The organism is Larkinella sp. (assembly GCF_965227735.1).
Taxonomy (GTDB): domain Bacteria; phylum Bacteroidota; class Bacteroidia; order Cytophagales; family Spirosomataceae; genus Larkinella.
In genome coordinates, this window is the sequence record NZ_OZ245776.1 from 2547192 (window position 1) to 2564686 (window position 17495).

The window sequence follows — 17495 nt, forward strand, 5'->3', positions numbered from 1 at the left end:
ACTTTTAGCCTGTTTTCCCTATTTTTGACCGTTTATTAGAAGCTGACAATCATTAACTCACACACGATGAGAGAAATACAATTCCGCGAAGCCCTTCGCGAAGCCATGGTAGAAGAAATGCGCCGGGACGAGAAGGTGTTTCTGATGGGCGAAGAAGTGGCTGAATACAATGGTGCTTACAAAGTCAGTCAGGGCATGCTCGACGAGTTTGGCCCGGCGCGGGTCATCGATACACCCATTGCCGAATTGGGTTTTGGCGGTATTGGCGTCGGTGCGGCCATGAACGGCTTACGGCCCATCATCGAGTTCATGACGTTTAACTTTTCGCTCGTTGCCATTGACCAGATCATCAACGGCTCGGCCAAAATCATGTCGATGTCGGGTGGTCAGTATTCCAACCCCATCGTGTTCCGTGGACCGACGGGGAATGCCGGGATGCTGTCGTCGCAACACTCGCAAAACTTCGAAAACTGGTTTGCCAACACCTCTGGCTTGAAAGTGGTGGTTCCGTCGAATCCCTACGATGCCAAAGGTCTGCTGAAAACGGCGATCCGCGACAACGATCCGGTTATTTTTATGGAGTCGGAACTGATGTATGGCGACAAAGGCCAGGTTCCGGAAGAAGAATATTTGATTCCGATTGGTAAAGCCGATATCAAGCGCGAGGGCAACGACGTCACCATCGTTTCGTTCGGTAAATTCATGAAAGTGGCGCTGCAAGCGGCCGATGAACTGGCCGATAAAGGTATTTCGGCGGAAGTGATCGACCTGCGTTCCGTTCGCCCGATCGATTACGCCACAATCATCAACTCCGTCAAGAAAACGAACCGGTGTGTGGTGGTGGAAGAAGCCTGGCCACTGGCGGCTATTTCGTCGGAACTGACCTACAACATTCAGCGCAACGCCTTCGATTACCTGGATGCGCCGGTGATTCGGGTCAACAGCCTGGATCTGCCGCTGCCGTATGCGCCAACCCTGATCGAAGTGATTCTGCCGAACGTAAAACGGACGTTACAGGCCGTCGATGTGGTGATGTACAAGAAGTAATTGCCATAGGACTTTCGCTTTCCGCCCCTAAATCCCGAAGCGTCGGCCGCTGCCGGACTTTTAGCATCCGAATTAAGCCGCGTCCAAGTCCCCTTTAGGCCGGGCCGACGCTTCGGGATTTAGGGGCGGAAAGCGAAAGTGTGATAGAATTATCAGACATAAGTCTTAAGATACAAAAAAACCGGAAGGAAACTTCCGGTTTTTTTGTTGAATGTCTATTTCTACTGTTTATCCCACCAGACGCGGCTATCCTGATTGTCAGGGCCCTGACGGGAAAGTGCCTCCGCCTGATTTGCTTTGTTTACCGACAATTCAGAGTCCGGATAGGTAATGCGATTGATGAAGCTTCCTTTGATTTCCTTGCCGGGATACGGATTGGGCGTGAGCTTCGGAAAACCGCTCCGACGGAAATTAGCGAATGCCTCCGGGCCGTTCAAGAGCGACGCTACCCAGTATTGCGTGTTGATCAATTCCAGACCATTGGCGGCCACGTAAGGTTTTTTCTGGAGATAGGCCGTAATAGCAGCCGCCGGAACTGCCGAATTCGCATCGGCATCGCCCAACTGTTGCATGTGGGCCGTCACGCCAGCCGCGTAATAATCAGCCGCGCTGCCGGTGATCCAGCCGCGTTGGGCGGCTTCCGCCAGGAGCAAATTCGTTTGAGCGGCAGTCACCATAAACGTAGGTGCATCCAGCTTGCCCAGTCGCGTCCGGTCCAACTGCGAATAATCGTAGAAGCTCGCCAGTTTGTCAGCCGTTGCCTGCGCCGGAATCGTGCCATTATCAAACCCCATCGGCATACCGATTTGCACCGACGGGTCACGGTTGATCCGGGCAGCAGTTTGCTCGGCACCACTTTTGGCCCCAACATACCGCGCGGCAATCGAGGCTAACCGGGGATCTTCGTTCGTGCGCAGGTAATCCACGAAATACCGCGTCAGGTATAAATTGGCAGCCTCCGTCGAATTGAGCATCGTTCCTACCGGATTCTGGTAGTTGGCATTGTTCCGAATGAGTCCGTTGTCAGCATTGGTCAGAATCACACCACCCGCTACGGCTTTTACCGCCGTGGCCTGCGCCAGTGTCGGATTCACTTTCGTAAGCCGCATCCCGGCCCGCAGCAGAACGGAATTACCGAATTTTTTCCATTTCACGATGTTCCCGCCATACACGATATCACCGGCTTCCGTAGGCTTGGCGGCATCCAGTGCGGCAGTTGCCTCCGTTAATTCCTTGATGATGTCGTCGTAAATGCTTTGCTGGGTATCGTATTTCGGGGTTATGTTGGCCCCCAGAAATCCCAAACCTGCTTCCTTATACGGAATGTCGCCGTACGTATCGGTCAGCACCATAAAGGCATAGGCTTTCCAGATGCGGGCCATGTGGTAGAGATTCGTCCGGTTGGCGTCGTCCTTTGTTTTGGCGATCACATCTACCAGATACCGGATGACATCCCGGTAATACCGCTGCCAGATCCCCGTGTTAGGACCCGTGGGTCCCCGGTTGTCGACGTTAAAGTTTCCGCCCGCCAACACCCCGGAGTTGGGCGAAAAAACCTGTTGAACAATGGGATGCTCAAATACCATCGTCGATCCGGGGAAGGTGGTGTTGATCATCGCATTGTTAAATGTAAAAAGCGGATTAAGGGCCGTTGCTGCGGTCGGATTAACATTCAGTTCGTCGAACCCTTCCTCGCACCCGCTCACGGTAAGCAGCAGGGCAATTAACGGAATATATAAAGCTGTCTTTTTCATAGTTTTCTGATTGAGGTATTCGGTTTACGGTTTTCAGCTTACGGTGGCTGACGAACGCAAAGGTCGCTTGCGCCAGCCAACGTAAACTGAGAACCGAATACCGTAAACCGATTTAGAATCTAACATTAAGGTTGAAACCGATGCTCCGGGTTGTGGGCAAGCCTGTCGACTCCAGACCAACCAGGTTATCCGAACTGAATCCGAACTGCTCAGGATCGATGTTGGGAACCCATTTTTTCAACAGCGCGACGTTGTTGGCCACCGCGCTCAGCCGAACACCTTTGATGAACAGTTTGCTGGGTAACATTTTCGTAAAATCATAGCCCAGCGTGATCTGACGCAGTTTCCAGAAACCGGCATCGTAGACCACCTGCTCGCCCAGACTCTTCGACCGGCCAACCGAGTAGTAGTCCTGAACAAAAGCCCGAACCGTGTTGACCTCGCCCCTTTCGTTGACGCCAGCGCCCACCATTTTGTTATCGGCTTCGCCCCGGCCCACCAGCGATTCCTTCTGCAAACCGTGCCGGTAGGTGTTGAGGTTGGTACCCGAAATCATTTTTCCGCCCAGTTTGAAATCGATCAGGAACGACAGATTGATGCCCTTGTAGGTGAACGAGTTGTTAATCCCGCCGATGTATTTGGGCAAGGCCGAACCAAACGAAATCGGTGAAGGCGTCCGAACCGGCAGGCCATCGCCCCCGTGAACAATCCGACCCTGCGCATCGCGCACATACCCGAACGTGTACAACTGGCCCAGCGGCTGACCAACGACATGACGCAGGTCACCCACGTAAATCCCGTTCCCAACGACAATCTGTTCTCCCGCAACGTCAGTCAGCAATCGGAGCAGTTTCGTCTGGTTATACGAACCGTTCAGGGTGATGTCCCACGAGAAATCTTTCGACCGGAATGGTGATACATTGAGCAATACTTCAAAACCCTGGTTACGACTTTGTCCGCTGTTGATCAGCGTATTGGTATAACCGGACGCGTCGGACGACTGAGCCGCCACGATCTGGTCACTGGTGATCTTGTTGTAAAATGCCAGATCCAGCCCCACGCGGTTATTGAACATTTTCAGCTCAAGACCCACTTCGGTTTCGGCCGTCCGGCTGGGCCGCAGCGTTGCACTCGGAACGGTATTTGAGGTGATGTTGCCCACCGGCTGGCCTAGACCCGCAGGATTTGGGAACAGGTTGGCCCCCACGCTGTAGAACAGGTTGTTGGAATACGGTGCCACGTCGCCATCGCTCCCCACTTCGGCATAAGCAGCCCGGATTTTCCCGAAATTAAGCCAGTTTGGCATATTGCTGAAGGCTTGGGAAAAGACGAAACTACCCGTAATGGATGGGTATAAAACACTGCGGTTGGCCGGTGCGAGCGTCGAAAACCAGTCGTTCCGCGCCGTTACATTCAGGTACAGGAAGTCGTTGAACGAAAATTCGGCTGCTCCGTAGAGTGAATTCACTTTCCGTTCGCTCAAACCGTAGGTCGGATCTTTCACCCGGCCATTTTGCGGAATATATAGCCCGCGAACGATGAAATCCGTTACCAGCACACTGTTCAGGTCACTCCGGCGGTACAACTGGTTCCCCCCCAATGTAACATCAACGCCAAACTTGCCAAAGGTTTTGTTGGCTCCGATCAGGAAGTCAGCATTGATTTCGCGAAACCGGCGGGCTTCCTGCACGTAGGCCCCGTTCACAAAACCGGCGGGCGCGGCTGCCAGCGAAGCCTGGCCCGTCGGGAAATTGTAGTCCTGATCCCGCGCCCAGAAATCCTGTCCAACCCGGCCTTGCAGATACAGCCAGTCGGTAAAATTGTACCGCGCCGTCAGGTTACCCAGCAGCCGGTCGCGCCGGATGTTTTCAAATTTCTGACCTAGGACAAAATACGGGTTGGTCCGGTTCTGAAACCGCGACCAGATGAATTCGTTGCCCGTTGCCGGATTGATCTGGTTGGCTTCCAGCACATCGAGGGGCATCGAGTTCGACATGGTGTAAATCACCGTTGGCGTACTGTTGTCCTGCTGAGCAATCTGGGGCGGGTTTTTGTTGTACTCGTTCGAGTAGTTGAGCGATCCCGTTACGGTCAGCTTCGGCGACAGATTGTAGCTGAATCCGAGGTTGATGGTTTTGCGGTTGAACGAGTTGTTCGGGGTAATTCCCTTGTTATCCATGTTGGAAACCGACAGGTTAAAACCGCCCCGGTCGCTGCCCGACGAAACGGAAACGGAGTTGGTCCAGGTGGAGCCGGTGCGATAGAATTTCTTGATCCGGTCGCGAACGGGTACGTACGGAACCGTCACACCACCGAAAAGAACCTGCGTCTGTCCGTTGAATTTCTCGCCAAAACTCCACACCCCGGAGGTTGGGTTGGCCGCCGTGGGCCGAACGCCGTATTCGCCCTGCCCGTATTCATACTGAAAATCCGTAAAATCCAGGGGCGTATCGGTCGTAAAGTTGGTGTTATACACGACACCGATGCCCTGCCCGCTGCCTTTGGTTTTGGTCGTGATCATGATGACCCCGTCTTTGGCCCGCGAACCGTAGAGGGCGGCTGCCGTGCCTCCTTTCAGAACGGTCATGCCCTCGATGTCGTCCGGGTTGATGGACGAAAGTCCGTCGCCCCCATCGGAGTAGTTCCGGTCACGACCGGCGATGGAGCCGTCGCTGCCCGTGTTGCCGTTGTTCTGGCCGAAGTTCGTGTTGTCGATGGGTACCCCGTTGACAACGATCAGGGGCGAGTTCTGTCCGGAAAAAGACGATTGCCCGCGAATCCGGATTTTACTCGTTCCGGCGGCACCTGTGCCTAAACTGGAGATGTTGACCCCGGCGACTTTGCCCTGCAGGGCGTTCATGAAATTAACGGTTCGGTTGGTCGTAATTTGTTCCGAGTTCACGTTGGCCGTGGCATACCCCAGCCGTTTGGATTCTTTTTTGATCCCGAGGGCCGTCACAACCACTTCGTTGAGACTCTGGGAGCCTTCTTCGAGGGTCACGGTCAGAACCGTTTGATTGCCGACCGGAACCTCCCGGCCCTGAAAACCGATGGAACTGAAGACCAGAACCGCATTGGCCGGTACATTGAGGGCAAATTTTCCCGTGGCATCCGTTGTGGTGCCGAGGGTAGAGTTTTTGATCAGGACCGAAACCCCCGCAACGGGCTGCTGGTCTTTTCCGGAAAGAACCGTTCCGGTCACCCGCTGGTCTTGTGCCTGAGCGCCTGCTACTAACAGGACCCCTAGCCACAGGGTTAGCAAACTTCGTAGGAAAGTAGAATACTGCATAGGAAATGGTTTTTTGAAATAAAGATGGGAAAGGCTCAAAATGGTAAAAGAGCAAGATTATATTGAATATACCCGCAATTAAGCCCCAATTACCGGTTTTTCTAAATTTCAGTAACTTTTAGGATATTACAAGGCATTTTTTAGATATTTTTCACCATCTAGTCAAAATTATACCGTTAGAATCCCTAATTTTCCTATGATTTTGTCCGGTAATTGCACGGATCGGTAGGCCCCGGATGGGTCAGGAATCCTTTTCTACAGATGTTTTTTCGATTCCTCTAAAAAAAAAGACAGAACCTTGTTTATTGAAATCTCTTTCTATTACTTTCACCTGAATTCCGTTTTGAAAAAGTTAGTTTTCGGACAAGTTACCAGGTTATTTTATTAAGTAACATTGATTTATGGCGAGATTGATCATCATTGATGATGAAAAAAGCATCCGGGATGCGCTCCGTGACATTCTGGAATATGAAGGCTATGAAGTTGACGAAGCCAAAGATGGTGAGGAGGGACTGGAGCTGATTAGACAAAATAGCTATGACGTAGCGCTTTGCGACATCAAGATGCCCAAAATGGATGGTCTTGAGTTGTTGCTGAAAGCCGCCGACGTTGGCAAAGGAACCCAGTTTATCATGATTTCGGCCTACGGCAATGTTGAAAACGCCGTCGAAGCCACGAAACGGGGTGCTTTTGACTTCATCATCAAACCGCCGGATCTGAATCGTCTGCTGGTTACGGTTCGCAATGCCATTGAAAAAGCCAAACTGGTGATGGAGACCAAAACCCTGAAACGGCGGATCTACAAACTCAACGAGATTGTGGGCGATTCCGACCCGATTCGCCGGGTTAAAGACACCATCGACCGCGTTGCTCCCACCGAAGCCCGGGTTCTGATCACGGGGGCCAACGGCTCCGGGAAAGAAATGGTTGCCAAGCAAATCCACGAGAAAGGAAGCCGTTCGGCCATGCCGCTGATCGAAGTCAATTGCGCAGCAATCCCGAGTGAACTCATTGAAAGTGAATTGTTTGGTCACGAAAAGGGGGCATTTACCGGTGCATCGGCCCGGCGTACCGGCAAATTTGAGCAGGCCGACGGTGGCACGCTGTTTCTGGACGAAATCGGGGATATGAGTCTTTCTGCCCAGGCCAAAGTGCTGCGGGCGTTGCAGGAAAGTAAAATTACCCGCGTGGGTGGGGATAAAGAAATCAAAATCAATGTTCGGGTGATTGCGGCTACGAATAAAGACCTCCGCAAAGAGATTCAGGAAGGCACGTTCCGCGAAGACCTTTTCCACCGGCTGAGCGTCATCCGCATCCACGTTCCTCCGCTGGCCGACCGGCGGGAAGACATTCCGCTGCTGGCCGATAAATTCCTGCACGACATTGCGGAAGAATACGGCGCACAAACCAAAGAAATCACACCGGACGCCATGGCCTATCTTCAGTCCCTGCCCTGGACCGGAAATGTCCGGGAGTTACGCAACGTGGTTGAACGGCTGGTCATTCTGTGCGGGGATGAAATTAGCCGGAATGATGTCGAAATGTACGCCTGAAACGGATCAAATCACCATCAGATTACAGCCCCGAATATCCGAATTATCGAACCGCCCGATGACCCGAAAGGCATGGGGTGCGCCTTTTTCATATTGCCCCAAATCCTGGGTTTCAATAAAACTGCAGGAATCCAGATTAGCCAGGTCGATCACGTTGATTCCTCCCGTCAGGCGTGTTGCCGAGGCCGATTGGTCGTCTGGTAAAGAAAGCACGGCAAACGGGTCGTTCACGTCGCGGAGGAGCACACGGAGGGTAGACGACATTTGGAAAACCCCGGCCCCGGTCGAATAGGCCTGTGACAGTAATTCGGTCATGCCATATTCCGAATGAACCGCCGATATGCCCAGCCGGGCCGTCAACAGATCGTGGACTTCTTCACGAAGCAACTCCTGCCGCCGACCTTTCATGCCGCCGGTTTCCATCACCACCAATTGGGGCAGTGACCTCAGAAACGAAAAATCCGTGTCGGACTCGGCCCAGTCGAGTAGTGCAAACGTAACGCCAATGAGCAGGATGTTGCGATCCGGCTCCGGATGGGCGGCCAGTTCCTGCAATGCAGCGGTCAGATCGGCGGTATTGTGCAGAAAAAATCCCGAAAATGCCGAGTTGGTTTTCTGAATAAACCGCTGAACCATATACACTAACGACGAGTTATTTCGTTCAAGATAAGACGGTAACAGGGCCAGAATGTGGAAGCGATCGAGCGGCCCGTAGCGGTTTTCAAAGATTTGCTGGCTGACGGTATCATACAACGCCGGATCAGAAACAAAATGGCGGCTGGTTACCACTCCGGTTGTACCGCTGCTTTCAAAGGTTAACAAGTCTTCCAGAGACGGTTTTGCTTCGTCAGACCCGCACGTCAGAATCGGGTGCTGTTTGAAAAAACCGATGGGGAGAAACGGAATTTGAGTGATGGTTCGTATCTTTTCAGGCTCAACGTTCAGGTGCTTCAGGTACGACCTGTAGATGGGATTGAAAACCGCCTGATAACGAAAAACCGCCAGTGCGAGCGAATCGAACCCGGAATGGTCGGTTGCAACAAGCCGGATGATGCGGTTTCGGAGTTCCTGACGAATGTTTGAAGTTGACAAAGTAAAGAGAGAAAACGGCTTAGTCATGAAGGGTAAGCCCAATACATACTAACTGGTAACGATTAGTTTATTAACACGATGTCTACGCGATTTATTCGGCAAGGCCTGTTTTTTTTAGGATTTTCAGCCCTTTTGATCGGCTGTCTGGAACCGCCTGATTTTGATAATACGCCCAAAATAAGTTCACCATCGGTTACATCGTATCCGGCCTTCGACGATTTTTCCCAGATTCCCAAAGATTCCCTGGTGATTACAGTTCAGTTTCAGGATGGTGACGGCGATCTGGGGCTATCGGTCGATGAGCGAACCAAAGATTCTCTGAATTACCTGGATTGGGGAAATTATGAATTGAAAACCTACCGGTTTGTCAATGGCAAGTTCGAATATGTCGATCTGCCGGTTCTCAACAAACTGTTTTTTCCGCGTTTGAAACCCGACAACAAGAACAGTCCGCTGGAAGGCAAACTGGATTTCTCCCAAAGCTTTCTGCGGTCGCGCAATACCCGCATGACGCCGGTCAAATTTGCCATTCGCATTCGGGACCGCCAGTTGCGCGTTAGCAACGTCGTGGAAACCGATACCATTTCCGTTCCCCTGAACTAAGAAATATACGATTCGCAGTGCGTAAAACCGGTTTTACGCACTGCGAATCGTTTTGTGGCTTTCCAGGGCCGGTTCTTCACCCACCACGGTTTCCCGCAGCAAAATCCGGAACGTAGTTCCCTTGCCGACTTCGGAGCTTTTGACATACAACCGGCCGTTGTGGTATTCTTCAATAATCCGTTTCGCCAGCGTCAGTCCCAGCCCCCAACCCCGTTTTTTAGTGCTGTAGCCGGGGTTAAACACCTTCTGCAAATTGGCCTTGCTGATTCCTTTTCCCGTATCGGTGATGTCGATGGCGATTTCGTTGCGGGGCAGCGGTAACAACCGAATCGTCAGACTACCGATCCCGCCCATCGCATCGACGGCATTCTTGCACACATTTTCAATCACCCACTCAAACAGGAGTTTATTAATTTTCACTTCCCGGCCATCGACCAGATAGTTTTCAACATGCATTTTGACCTTCGTTGAAATCCGCTTTTCGAGGTAGGTGATAAATTGGTGGACGGTTTCATACAGATCCTCCCGCTTCAGCGTTGGAATGGAGCCGATGCTGGAAAACCGGGTGGCAATCGTCTCCAGCCGGTTGACATCTTTCTCAATTTCATCGGCAATCGACTGATCCATCGCCGGATCGGTGCGAAAGTATTCGACCCAGGCCATCAGCGACGACAGCGGGGTTCCCAACTGGTGGGCGGTTTCTTTCGCCAGACCCACCCAAACCCGGTTTTGCTCCGCCCTCCGGGCCGAACTGAACGCCAGGTAGGCCAGAAAACCGAGGGCGATCATCACCGCCAGTTGAACGTACGGAAAAAACCGGAGTTGGGTCAGTAACGCGGAATTGTGGTAATAAATGTAGCCGCGTTTCTTGTTACCCATCTCAACCACAATGGGTTTATGCTCTTCTTTCATTTCCGTCAGATTTTCTTCCAATTCCAGGTCGATTTCTTCGTCCGGTGTGCCCGGCGGGAAAGTGAAATTGTGAACGATTATTTTATCGTTCTCATCTACGTAGATAGTCGGGAGCTGGTTTTTTTCGTTAACAAAAATAATCTCCTGGGTAATGAACGTCATATCCTCATTCGGATTCTCATTAGACACCTGAACCAGCGCTTTGGCATACAACTTGACGTAATTCTCCTCCCGTTCTTCCAGCCGCTCCACCAACCGGTTGGTATAGAGCAGGGAAGCCGTACCGACTAAAAGCAGATTCAGGGCAACGACAATCTTCAGCGTGTTTCGCTGACCATATATATCCAATGACTTCAACATAGATTTCGGTTTGAAGCAACCTAACTCCGGTTTTCGGCGTATCGGGTGAAAATTATCATTTTATGGGCTGATTCTCATCATCAAATCACAACCGCTTCAGGTGGTAACTTCGCAACAGACTTACGTCATAACGCTCATTTTCAGCAATTCAATGTCCTTATTGCCCGTCTCACCGGAATAATATTGCAAATAGGATATAAAGAAGAGAACTTTGCAATAGTTTATAGAGGTTCTAAATAAGTAACTAGTAAACTGAATCTGTACCAACAGTGTTTTCTGTAAGAGAATTGTATCGTAATTTTGGGCATATTTTGAAAAGTAGCAATGCACGATTTCTTTCAATCAATTAGCCTTTCACATAAAACCGCCCCCCTGGCTGTCCGGGAGCTAATTGCATTAAATGAAGACGAGTCCAAACAGTTTCTGATCAAGCTTCGGGAGTTTTTTGGAGCCTCGGAATCGCTGGTTATTTCTACCTGCAACCGTACGGAGGTTTATTACACTTCCCCGCAAAATCTGAACCGGGAAATTGCCCGGTTGTTACTCACCGAAAAAGGGATAACCTCAACGGAAGATTACCTTCCCTATTTTCATTTTTTTGATACGCAGGCCGAATCCGTTCGGCATTTGTTCGAAGTCTGTACCGGTTTGCACTCGCAGGTTGTGGGCGACATGCAAATCCCGAATCAGGTCAAGCAAGCCTATCAATGGTCGGCCGACCTCGATATGGCGGGGCCTTTCCTGCACCGGCTGATGCACACCATCTTCTTTACCAACAAACGGGTAGCGCAGGAAACCAGTTTCCGCGACGGAGCCGCTTCGGTTTCGTATGCCGCCGTTGAACTGATTGAAGAATTGGTGGGAACCGGCGGCTGCCCGGCGGGTCACGGTCCGGCTACGCCCTCGGTGCTGGTGGTTGGTCTGGGTGAAATTGGCGCAGACATCTGCGAAAACCTGGCTGCCCGCAAATTAAACCGCATTACGCTCTGCAACCGCACCCGTTCCAAAGCCGATGCGCTGGCGGAGAAACACGCGTTCCGGGTGGCCGACATGGCCGATCTGACGGAGGAAATTGCCAAAGCGGACGTGATCATTGCGTCGGTGCTGGTTGAAAAACCGCTCATTACCACCGACTTGCTGGCCGACTTAAACTCGCTAACGTTCAAGTACTTTATTGATTTATCCGTTCCCCGGAGCATCGATACCAACATCGAGCAGATTCCGGGGGTGCTTTTGTATAACATCGACCACATCCGCAACCGGGCCGACGAAGCCCTGAGCCGCCGGATGGCGTCGATTCCGCAGGTAGAAGCCATTATCCATCAGTCGATTGCCGATTTCAACGACTGGTCACGGGAAATGGTGGTGTCACCCACGATCAATAAATTCAAAAATGCGCTGGAGCAGATTCGAAAAGAAGAAATCGCCCGCCATTTGAAAAACATGACTGCCGAAGAATCCGAGAAAGTGGAGAAAATTACGCGCAGCATCATGCAAAAAATCATGAAATCACCGGTATTGCAACTCAAAGCCGCCTGCAAACGGGGCGAAGCCGATACCTTGATCGATGTGTTAACGGATTTGTTCGACCTGGAAAAACAACCCGCCGATGCATCGCAGCATTTTCACTAACCTATGATGAGCGCTCTATAAAATCCCAAACGAAGCAATTGGTTTGGGATTTTTCGTTTGAGCAATATTCGTTTACGGTATTCGGTTTACAGTTTACGCCAGGCCGCCGGATCGGTGCGGTTCCCCGCCGGGATTGACGCATACATCAAAACGCGTCAGTTACCGTAAACCGAATACCATAAACCGTAAACCCTTCTGCTATGTCCCGCTTTATCAATACGATTCTCCGCCTGTTTCTGATCGTCCTGCTGGTCGTTGGCCTGGTTGTGCTGTGGGAACAACTGCGGGGCTGGTCGGTTTTCAGCGGGTTGACGAAGAAAGAAGCGACCGTCCAGACGGTGGTTTTGCAGGAAGTCACGGAGTTAGGAAAGCTCGAACTGGTTCAATACCGCTTTAAAGACATTGTCGAACACCAGTTTGTGCGGGAGTGGTTGCCCAACCCGAAAGCCGTGCTGATTGTGGAAGGCGAAGCGATTGGCTGCCTGGATCTCACCAAAATAACCGCCGACGATGTTACTGCCCAGGGCGACAGTTTGATCGTTCATTTGCCCGACCCGGAAATCTGTTCCTACAAGATCAACCACAACCGCTCGCGGGTTTTCAATACGGAATACGCGTTTTTTGAAGAAGCCCAGTTGGTCAACGAAGCCTACCGACGGGCCGAAACCCAAATCCGGCAGTCGGCACTGAACAGCGGAATTCTGGAACAAACCCGGCAGAACGCCGACAAAATTCTCAAACCGATGCTGGAGCGGATTTCGGGCAAAAAAGTGTTTCTGACAACCCGCATGAAAGCCACGTTACAGCCCCTCCGCTAAGGCATCAACAGATTGTCGTCAAATTCGTCTTTCAACAGCACCCCCGACAACCGCCGGGTTTTCATTTCGGTGAGCAAATAGAGCAACTTTTGTACGGCAGCTTCGTACGGAAAGCCTTCGGGCCGGATGTTGGAGATGCAATTGCGCGATTCGTCGGTCAAACCGGGTTGTGGCCGGAACGTCAGGTAAGCCCCCATGCTGTCGGGCGAGGTCAGGCCGGGCCGTTCACCAATCAGCACCACGACGGTTTCGGCCTGGAGTGCGTGGGCAATTTCGTCGCCAATCGCCACCCGCCCCTGTTCCACCAGACACAAAGGCGCCAGTGACCATCCCAACGCCCGAATTTCTTCCGCTAATCGCGAAACGACGGTTCCTGCGTGCCGATTGATGGCCGTGGCAGATAAACCATCAACGAGCACAATACTAAGATCGAAACCCGGTGAGCCTTTCCCGCCTACACCTACACCCGTCAGATCTTGAAGACCTGACGGGTGTAGGTGTAGGCGGGAAAGGCTCTTTTCATCCAGCTTCCGACCTAAATCCGGGCGTTGCAGGTATTGTTGCCGGTCAACCGCCCGGCTATGAAGCTGCAAAACCGGCTGTTGAACGGTTTGGAGTTGAGTCAGCAACGCATCCCGCTCCAGTTCCGAATAAACCGCATCCCGGGCGCTGGCGTGGTCGAGTTGAAAATCCAGCAGGGCGCGCGTGGGCAGGCTGTGGCCCGTACGACCGCGGGCGATGCGGGCGGAGGTGTGGCTTTGCAGAAACGCCCACGGATCGGGCTGGTCGGGCAGATGGCTCATAAACCGGCAGCTTGGAGTAAACGGTGGGTATTTTTAACGGGCAGCAACTTCCCGTCGGCGTTCATCAATTCCATGCGCAGCAGCCAGGCTTCAAATTCCGGCGCGGGGCGCAGGCGGCACAAATCCCGCAGATACAGCGCATCGTGAAACGAGGTACTCTGGTAATGCAGCATCACGTCATCGGCACCGGGAATACCCATGATAAAATTGACGCCAGCGGTTCCGAGTAAGGTTAACAGGGTATCCATATCGTCCTGATCGGCTTCGGCGTGGTTCGTGTAACAAATATCGACGCCCATTGGCAACCCCAGCAGTTTTCCGCAGCAATGGTCTTCCAGACCGGCCCGAATAATTTGTTTCCCATTGTATAGATACTCTGGTCCGATAAAACCGACTACGGTATTGACCAGCAAAGGTTCAAAAAGCCGGGCCACGGCATACGCCCGAACCTCACAGGTCTGCTGATCGACGCCATGATGGGCATTGGCCGACAGCGCACTCCCCTGCCCCGTTTCAAAATACATGACGTTCTGACCCACGGTACCGCGTTTCAGGGCGCGGGTAGCTTCAAACCCTTCCCGGAGCAGGGCGGTATTGATCCCGAAGGAACTGTTAACGGCTTCCGTTCCGCCAATAGACTGAAACATGAGATCGACCGGCGCGCCCTGTTCGATGGCCTGAAGCGTGGTGGTAATGTGGCTCAGCACGCACGTTTGCGTCGGAATATCGAACCGCTGCCGGATCTGATCCATCATATCGACCAGCCGAACCACCGTCCGAACGTGGTCGGTGGCCGGATTGATGCCAATTACGGCGTCTCCGCTTCCGTAGAACAAACCATCTACGATGCTGGCCGCAACGCCCCGAAAATCGTCGGTCGGGTGGTTCGGTTGCAGCCGGGTCGAAAACCGCCCTTTCAACCCGATCGTATCCCGAAACCGGGTAATGACTTCACACTTCGCCGAAACCGTTATCAAATCCTGATTTCGCATCAGCTTACTCACAGCCGCCACCATTTCCGGCGTCAGGCCCGGTTGCAGGTTGGTCAGCGTTTGTGCATCGACCTCGTCAGACAGCAGGTAGTTCCGCAGATCACCCACCGTCAGACTTTTGATCGGCACGAACGCATCGGCATCGTGCGTATCCAGAATGAGCCGGGTAATTTCATCGGTTTCGTACGGAATCACGGCCTCGTTCAGGAACGTCGTCAGCGGTAGATCGGCCAGGGCCATTTGGGCCGCCACCCGCTCCTGGGCGGTTTGGGCCGCCACGCCCGCCAGTTGGTCGCCCGACCGCAGCGGGGTGGCTTTAGCCAGCAACGTTTTCAGGTCGTCGAAGTGATAGGTAAAGTTCCGAACGGTACAGCGGTAGGCCATAGTGGTAACAATTCCGAAAAGAGTTGTACGAAAACCGGGTATACGAAATGCCGGGGAATCCAAAATGGAATCTACTAACAAGCCCGGATAAGGCCAAGAAATCCAGGAATTTAATACACCGATAACCGTTTATAGGCGGGTCTTTTGTATGTTTGACGATTGGTATTTTATCCGTTTTTGAAAATGAAATCTTTCCAATTGGTGGTATTTGATATGGCTGGCACGACGGTTCGGGACCAGCACGAGGTGGAGCACTGTTTTGCTCAGGCGGCTTCCCAGACCGATCTGATCGTCAGCGACGAACGCATTCTGGCCATGCAGGGCCTTTCCAAACGGTTTGTTTTTGAAACCCTCTGGAAAGAGCAGTTGGGGCAGCCTTCGCCTTCAGAACTGACGGCCAAAGTGGATCATTCCTACCAGCTCTTTACCGAGATCCTGGAAAACCACTACCGAACCCAAACCGTTGTGCCAACGGAAGGCTGTCTGGAAACCTTCGATTTTCTGCGTAAACACGGCATCCAGATTGCGCTGACCACCGGTTTTTACCGCAAGGTGACCGACATTATTCTGGAAAAATTAGGCTGGCTGACCGGTCTGGACGAGCAGTATGTGGGCAACAGCCAAACCGTTATTCAGGCGTCGATTGCCAGCGATGAGGTGGAACACGGTCGTCCGCAACCGCTGATGATCCAGAAAGCGATGCGGTTATTGGCGGTTACGAATCCGGAATCGGTAGTCAACATTGGCGATACGCCCTCAGATCTGCAATCCGGCAAGGCTGCCGGGGTTGGACTCAACCTGGGGGTTGTCAACGGCACGCACACCCGCAGTCAGCTCGAAACCCAGCCACACGACCGGTTGCTGGGATCGCTCGGTGAGTTGCCCACCCTGCTTTCAGCGTCATCTTTTCAGAAACGGGCCAACGGTCTTAGTTTGTAATTCGTAATCTCTTTTTCTCTTGGCTTCTTTCGATTTCATCATCATCGGCTCCGGTATCCTGGGCACGTTTCACGCGTTCCATGCCGCCCGCGCCGGCAAGCGGGTTCTGGTTCTTGAAAAAGACAACCGCCCCGTCAGTGCCACCGTTCGGAATTTCGGACAGGTCGTTCCGTCGGGTTTGAGTGGGCGCTGGTATCAATACGGGCGTCGCAGTTTGGAACTCTACCACGAAATTCAGCAGGAACACGACATCTCGGTCCGGAAAAACGGCTCGGTTTACGTGGCATCAGACGCCGACGAGTGGCAACTGGCCAATGAATTATACGACCAGCGCCGGGCCGACGGCTATCCCTGCGAATTGTGGTCGCAGGCCCAGACCTTGGTAAAATACCCGGTTTTGCGGCCCGAGTATGTCAAAGGGGCCGTGGTTTTTCCGGAAGAAATCAGCGTCGAGCCGGATCTGATGATCTACAAGCTCATCGATTATGTGACGACGAAATACGCCAACGTAACGCATCGGAACAATGCTGCCGTGGTTGGCTGCGAATCGACGGCCAGCGGGGCAACGGTTCAACTGGCGAATGGCGAACGGTTTCAGGCTCAGAAAGTTCTGATCTGCAACGGCAGCGAATTTCGGTTGTTGTACCCCGACCTTTTTGCCGAGAGTGGCTTGGTGGTAAGCAAACTTCAGATGATGCAGACGGTTCCGATGCCGGAAATTGCCCTTCCCGGAAACATTCTGACGGGGCTGACCATCCGGCGGTATGAGTCGTTTGCCGATTGTCCGTCGTATGCCAGTCTCAAAACGCCGGAACACCTGGACGAGCTAAAAAAATGGGGCATTCACGTCTTGTTCAAACAGGCGCTCGACGGTTCCATCATCATCGGGGATTCGCACGAATATGCAACGGCGCTCCAGACCGACGACCTGGGGTTCGATACCAAAGACTATGTCAATCAATTGATTCTGGAGGAAGCCAGCCGCATCGTCAACTTCCCGGTGGATCGGATTCAACGGACCTGGGCCGGTTTTTACGCCCAGACTACCCAGGAAATTTTCGAAGCCGATCTGGAAAATGTTCACATCATCACCGGGATTGGCGGCAAAGGCATGACCTCCAGCGCGGGTTTTTCAGAAGAAACGATCAGGCGGTTGTTTTCGTGAGAATAAATAGACAAGAGAAGATAGACAAGAGAGTAAAGATGATTCGCATGTAAACGTTCTTTACTCTCTTGTCTATCTTCTTTATTCTCAAAAACAAAAAAAAGCAGGAAAGCCAAAGGCCCGTTCCTGCTTTTTCAATTACTGAAAATGGA

13 protein-coding genes are annotated in these 17495 nt (G+C 52.3%); 7 read left to right on the plus strand and 6 right to left on the minus strand.

The annotated features are described in order from the left end of the window. Positions 1–66 precede the first annotated feature (66 nt). The gene (locus tag ACO064_RS09860) at positions 67–1047 is read left to right on the plus strand and encodes a pyruvate dehydrogenase complex E1 component subunit beta (protein WP_421827208.1); all 981 of its coding nucleotides are present in this window, start codon (positions 67–69) and stop codon (positions 1045–1047) included. Between the two features lie 221 nt (positions 1048–1268). Here ACO064_RS09860 and ACO064_RS09865 read toward each other — a convergent pair whose 3' ends face one another. After that, entirely contained in the window at positions 1269–2801 is a 1533-nt protein-coding gene (locus tag ACO064_RS09865) for a SusD/RagB family nutrient-binding outer membrane lipoprotein (RefSeq protein ID WP_421827209.1), read from the minus strand. Between the two features lie 112 nt (positions 2802–2913). After that, a complete protein-coding gene (locus ACO064_RS09870; RefSeq protein WP_421827210.1) occupies positions 2914–6090 on the minus strand; it encodes a SusC/RagA family TonB-linked outer membrane protein in 3177 nt (1058 codons plus the stop codon). Between the two features lie 401 nt (positions 6091–6491). On the opposite strand from ACO064_RS09870, the gene ACO064_RS09875 reads away from it, so the two are divergent. After that, a complete protein-coding gene (locus tag ACO064_RS09875) occupies positions 6492–7643 on the plus strand; it encodes a sigma-54-dependent transcriptional regulator (RefSeq protein WP_421827211.1) in 1152 nt (383 codons plus the stop codon). A 6-nt stretch (positions 7644–7649) separates the two neighbouring features. Here the strand turns inward: ACO064_RS09875 and ACO064_RS09880 are convergent, their stop codons facing one another. Further along, positions 7650–8762, minus strand: coding sequence for an acyl transferase (locus ACO064_RS09880; RefSeq protein WP_421827213.1), 1113 nt, complete (start codon positions 8760–8762; stop codon positions 7650–7652). A gap of 51 nt (positions 8763–8813) precedes the next feature. On the opposite strand from ACO064_RS09880, the gene ACO064_RS09885 reads away from it, so the two are divergent. After that, a complete protein-coding gene (locus ACO064_RS09885; protein WP_421827214.1) occupies positions 8814–9338 on the plus strand; it encodes a hypothetical protein in 525 nt (174 codons plus the stop codon). A 33-nt stretch (positions 9339–9371) separates the two neighbouring features. On the opposite strand, the gene ACO064_RS09890 is transcribed toward ACO064_RS09885, so the two are convergent. Then, positions 9372–10610, minus strand: coding sequence for a sensor histidine kinase (locus tag ACO064_RS09890; RefSeq protein WP_421827215.1), 1239 nt, complete (start codon positions 10608–10610; stop codon positions 9372–9374). Positions 10611–10934: 324 nt separating this feature from the next. On the opposite strand from ACO064_RS09890, the gene hemA reads away from it, so the two are divergent. Both hemA and ACO064_RS09900 read left to right on the plus strand, forming a co-directional pair. Further along, positions 10935–12242: a glutamyl-tRNA reductase gene (gene hemA, locus ACO064_RS09895; RefSeq protein ID WP_421827216.1), complete on the plus strand. Its 1308-nt coding sequence runs from the start codon at positions 10935–10937 to the stop codon at positions 12240–12242. Between the two features lie 200 nt (positions 12243–12442). Further along, positions 12443–13060 (plus strand): DUF4230 domain-containing protein, encoded by a 618-nt coding sequence (locus ACO064_RS09900; RefSeq protein WP_421827217.1) that lies wholly within the window; start codon positions 12443–12445, stop codon positions 13058–13060. Here ACO064_RS09900 and eutC read toward each other — a convergent pair. Both eutC and ACO064_RS09910 read right to left on the minus strand, forming a co-directional pair. After that, positions 13057–13863 carry an ethanolamine ammonia-lyase subunit EutC gene (gene eutC, locus ACO064_RS09905; protein WP_421827218.1) on the minus strand — a complete coding sequence of 269 codons (807 nt, stop codon included), beginning with the start codon at positions 13861–13863 and terminating at the stop codon, positions 13057–13059. The genes ACO064_RS09900 and eutC overlap by 4 nt on opposite strands. Continuing rightward, the gene (locus ACO064_RS09910; protein WP_421827219.1) at positions 13860–15239 is read right to left on the minus strand and encodes an ethanolamine ammonia-lyase subunit EutB; all 1380 of its coding nucleotides are present in this window, start codon (positions 15237–15239) and stop codon (positions 13860–13862) included. Before ACO064_RS09910 ends, eutC begins: the two co-directional genes overlap by 4 nt. A 183-nt stretch (positions 15240–15422) precedes the next feature. Here ACO064_RS09910 and ACO064_RS09915 point away from each other — a divergent pair, with 183 nt between their 5' ends. Then, complete coding sequence (locus ACO064_RS09915; protein WP_421827220.1) at positions 15423–16178, plus strand: HAD hydrolase-like protein; 756 nt, start codon at positions 15423–15425, stop codon at positions 16176–16178. Between the two features lie 19 nt (positions 16179–16197). Further along, positions 16198–17343 carry a TIGR03364 family FAD-dependent oxidoreductase gene (locus ACO064_RS09920; RefSeq protein WP_421827221.1) on the plus strand — a complete coding sequence of 382 codons (1146 nt, stop codon included), beginning with the start codon at positions 16198–16200 and terminating at the stop codon, positions 17341–17343. The last annotated feature ends 152 nt before the right edge of the window (positions 17344–17495 follow it).

Excerpts from the sequence above, each read along its gene's own strand:
- ACO064_RS09860 (WP_421827208.1), top strand. The coding sequence starts at position 67 with ATGAGAGAAATACAATTCCGCGAAGCCCTTCGCGAAGCCATGGTAGAA.
- ACO064_RS09865 (WP_421827209.1), bottom strand. The coding sequence starts at position 2,801 with ATGAAAAAGACAGCTTTATATATTCCGTTAATTGCCCTGCTGCTTACC.
- ACO064_RS09870 (WP_421827210.1), bottom strand. The coding sequence starts at position 6,090 with ATGCAGTATTCTACTTTCCTACGAAGTTTGCTAACCCTGTGGCTAGGG.
- ACO064_RS09875 (WP_421827211.1), top strand. The coding sequence starts at position 6,492 with ATGGCGAGATTGATCATCATTGATGATGAAAAAAGCATCCGGGATGCG.
- ACO064_RS09880 (WP_421827213.1), bottom strand. The coding sequence starts at position 8,762 with ATGACTAAGCCGTTTTCTCTCTTTACTTTGTCAACTTCAAACATTCGT.
- ACO064_RS09885 (WP_421827214.1), top strand. The coding sequence starts at position 8,814 with ATGTCTACGCGATTTATTCGGCAAGGCCTGTTTTTTTTAGGATTTTCA.
- ACO064_RS09890 (WP_421827215.1), bottom strand. The coding sequence starts at position 10,610 with ATGTTGAAGTCATTGGATATATATGGTCAGCGAAACACGCTGAAGATT.
- hemA (WP_421827216.1), top strand. The coding sequence starts at position 10,935 with ATGCACGATTTCTTTCAATCAATTAGCCTTTCACATAAAACCGCCCCC.
- ACO064_RS09900 (WP_421827217.1), top strand. The coding sequence starts at position 12,443 with ATGTCCCGCTTTATCAATACGATTCTCCGCCTGTTTCTGATCGTCCTG.
- eutC (WP_421827218.1), bottom strand. The coding sequence starts at position 13,863 with ATGAGCCATCTGCCCGACCAGCCCGATCCGTGGGCGTTTCTGCAAAGC.
- ACO064_RS09910 (WP_421827219.1), bottom strand. The coding sequence starts at position 15,239 with ATGGCCTACCGCTGTACCGTTCGGAACTTTACCTATCACTTCGACGAC.
- ACO064_RS09915 (WP_421827220.1), top strand. The coding sequence starts at position 15,423 with ATGAAATCTTTCCAATTGGTGGTATTTGATATGGCTGGCACGACGGTT.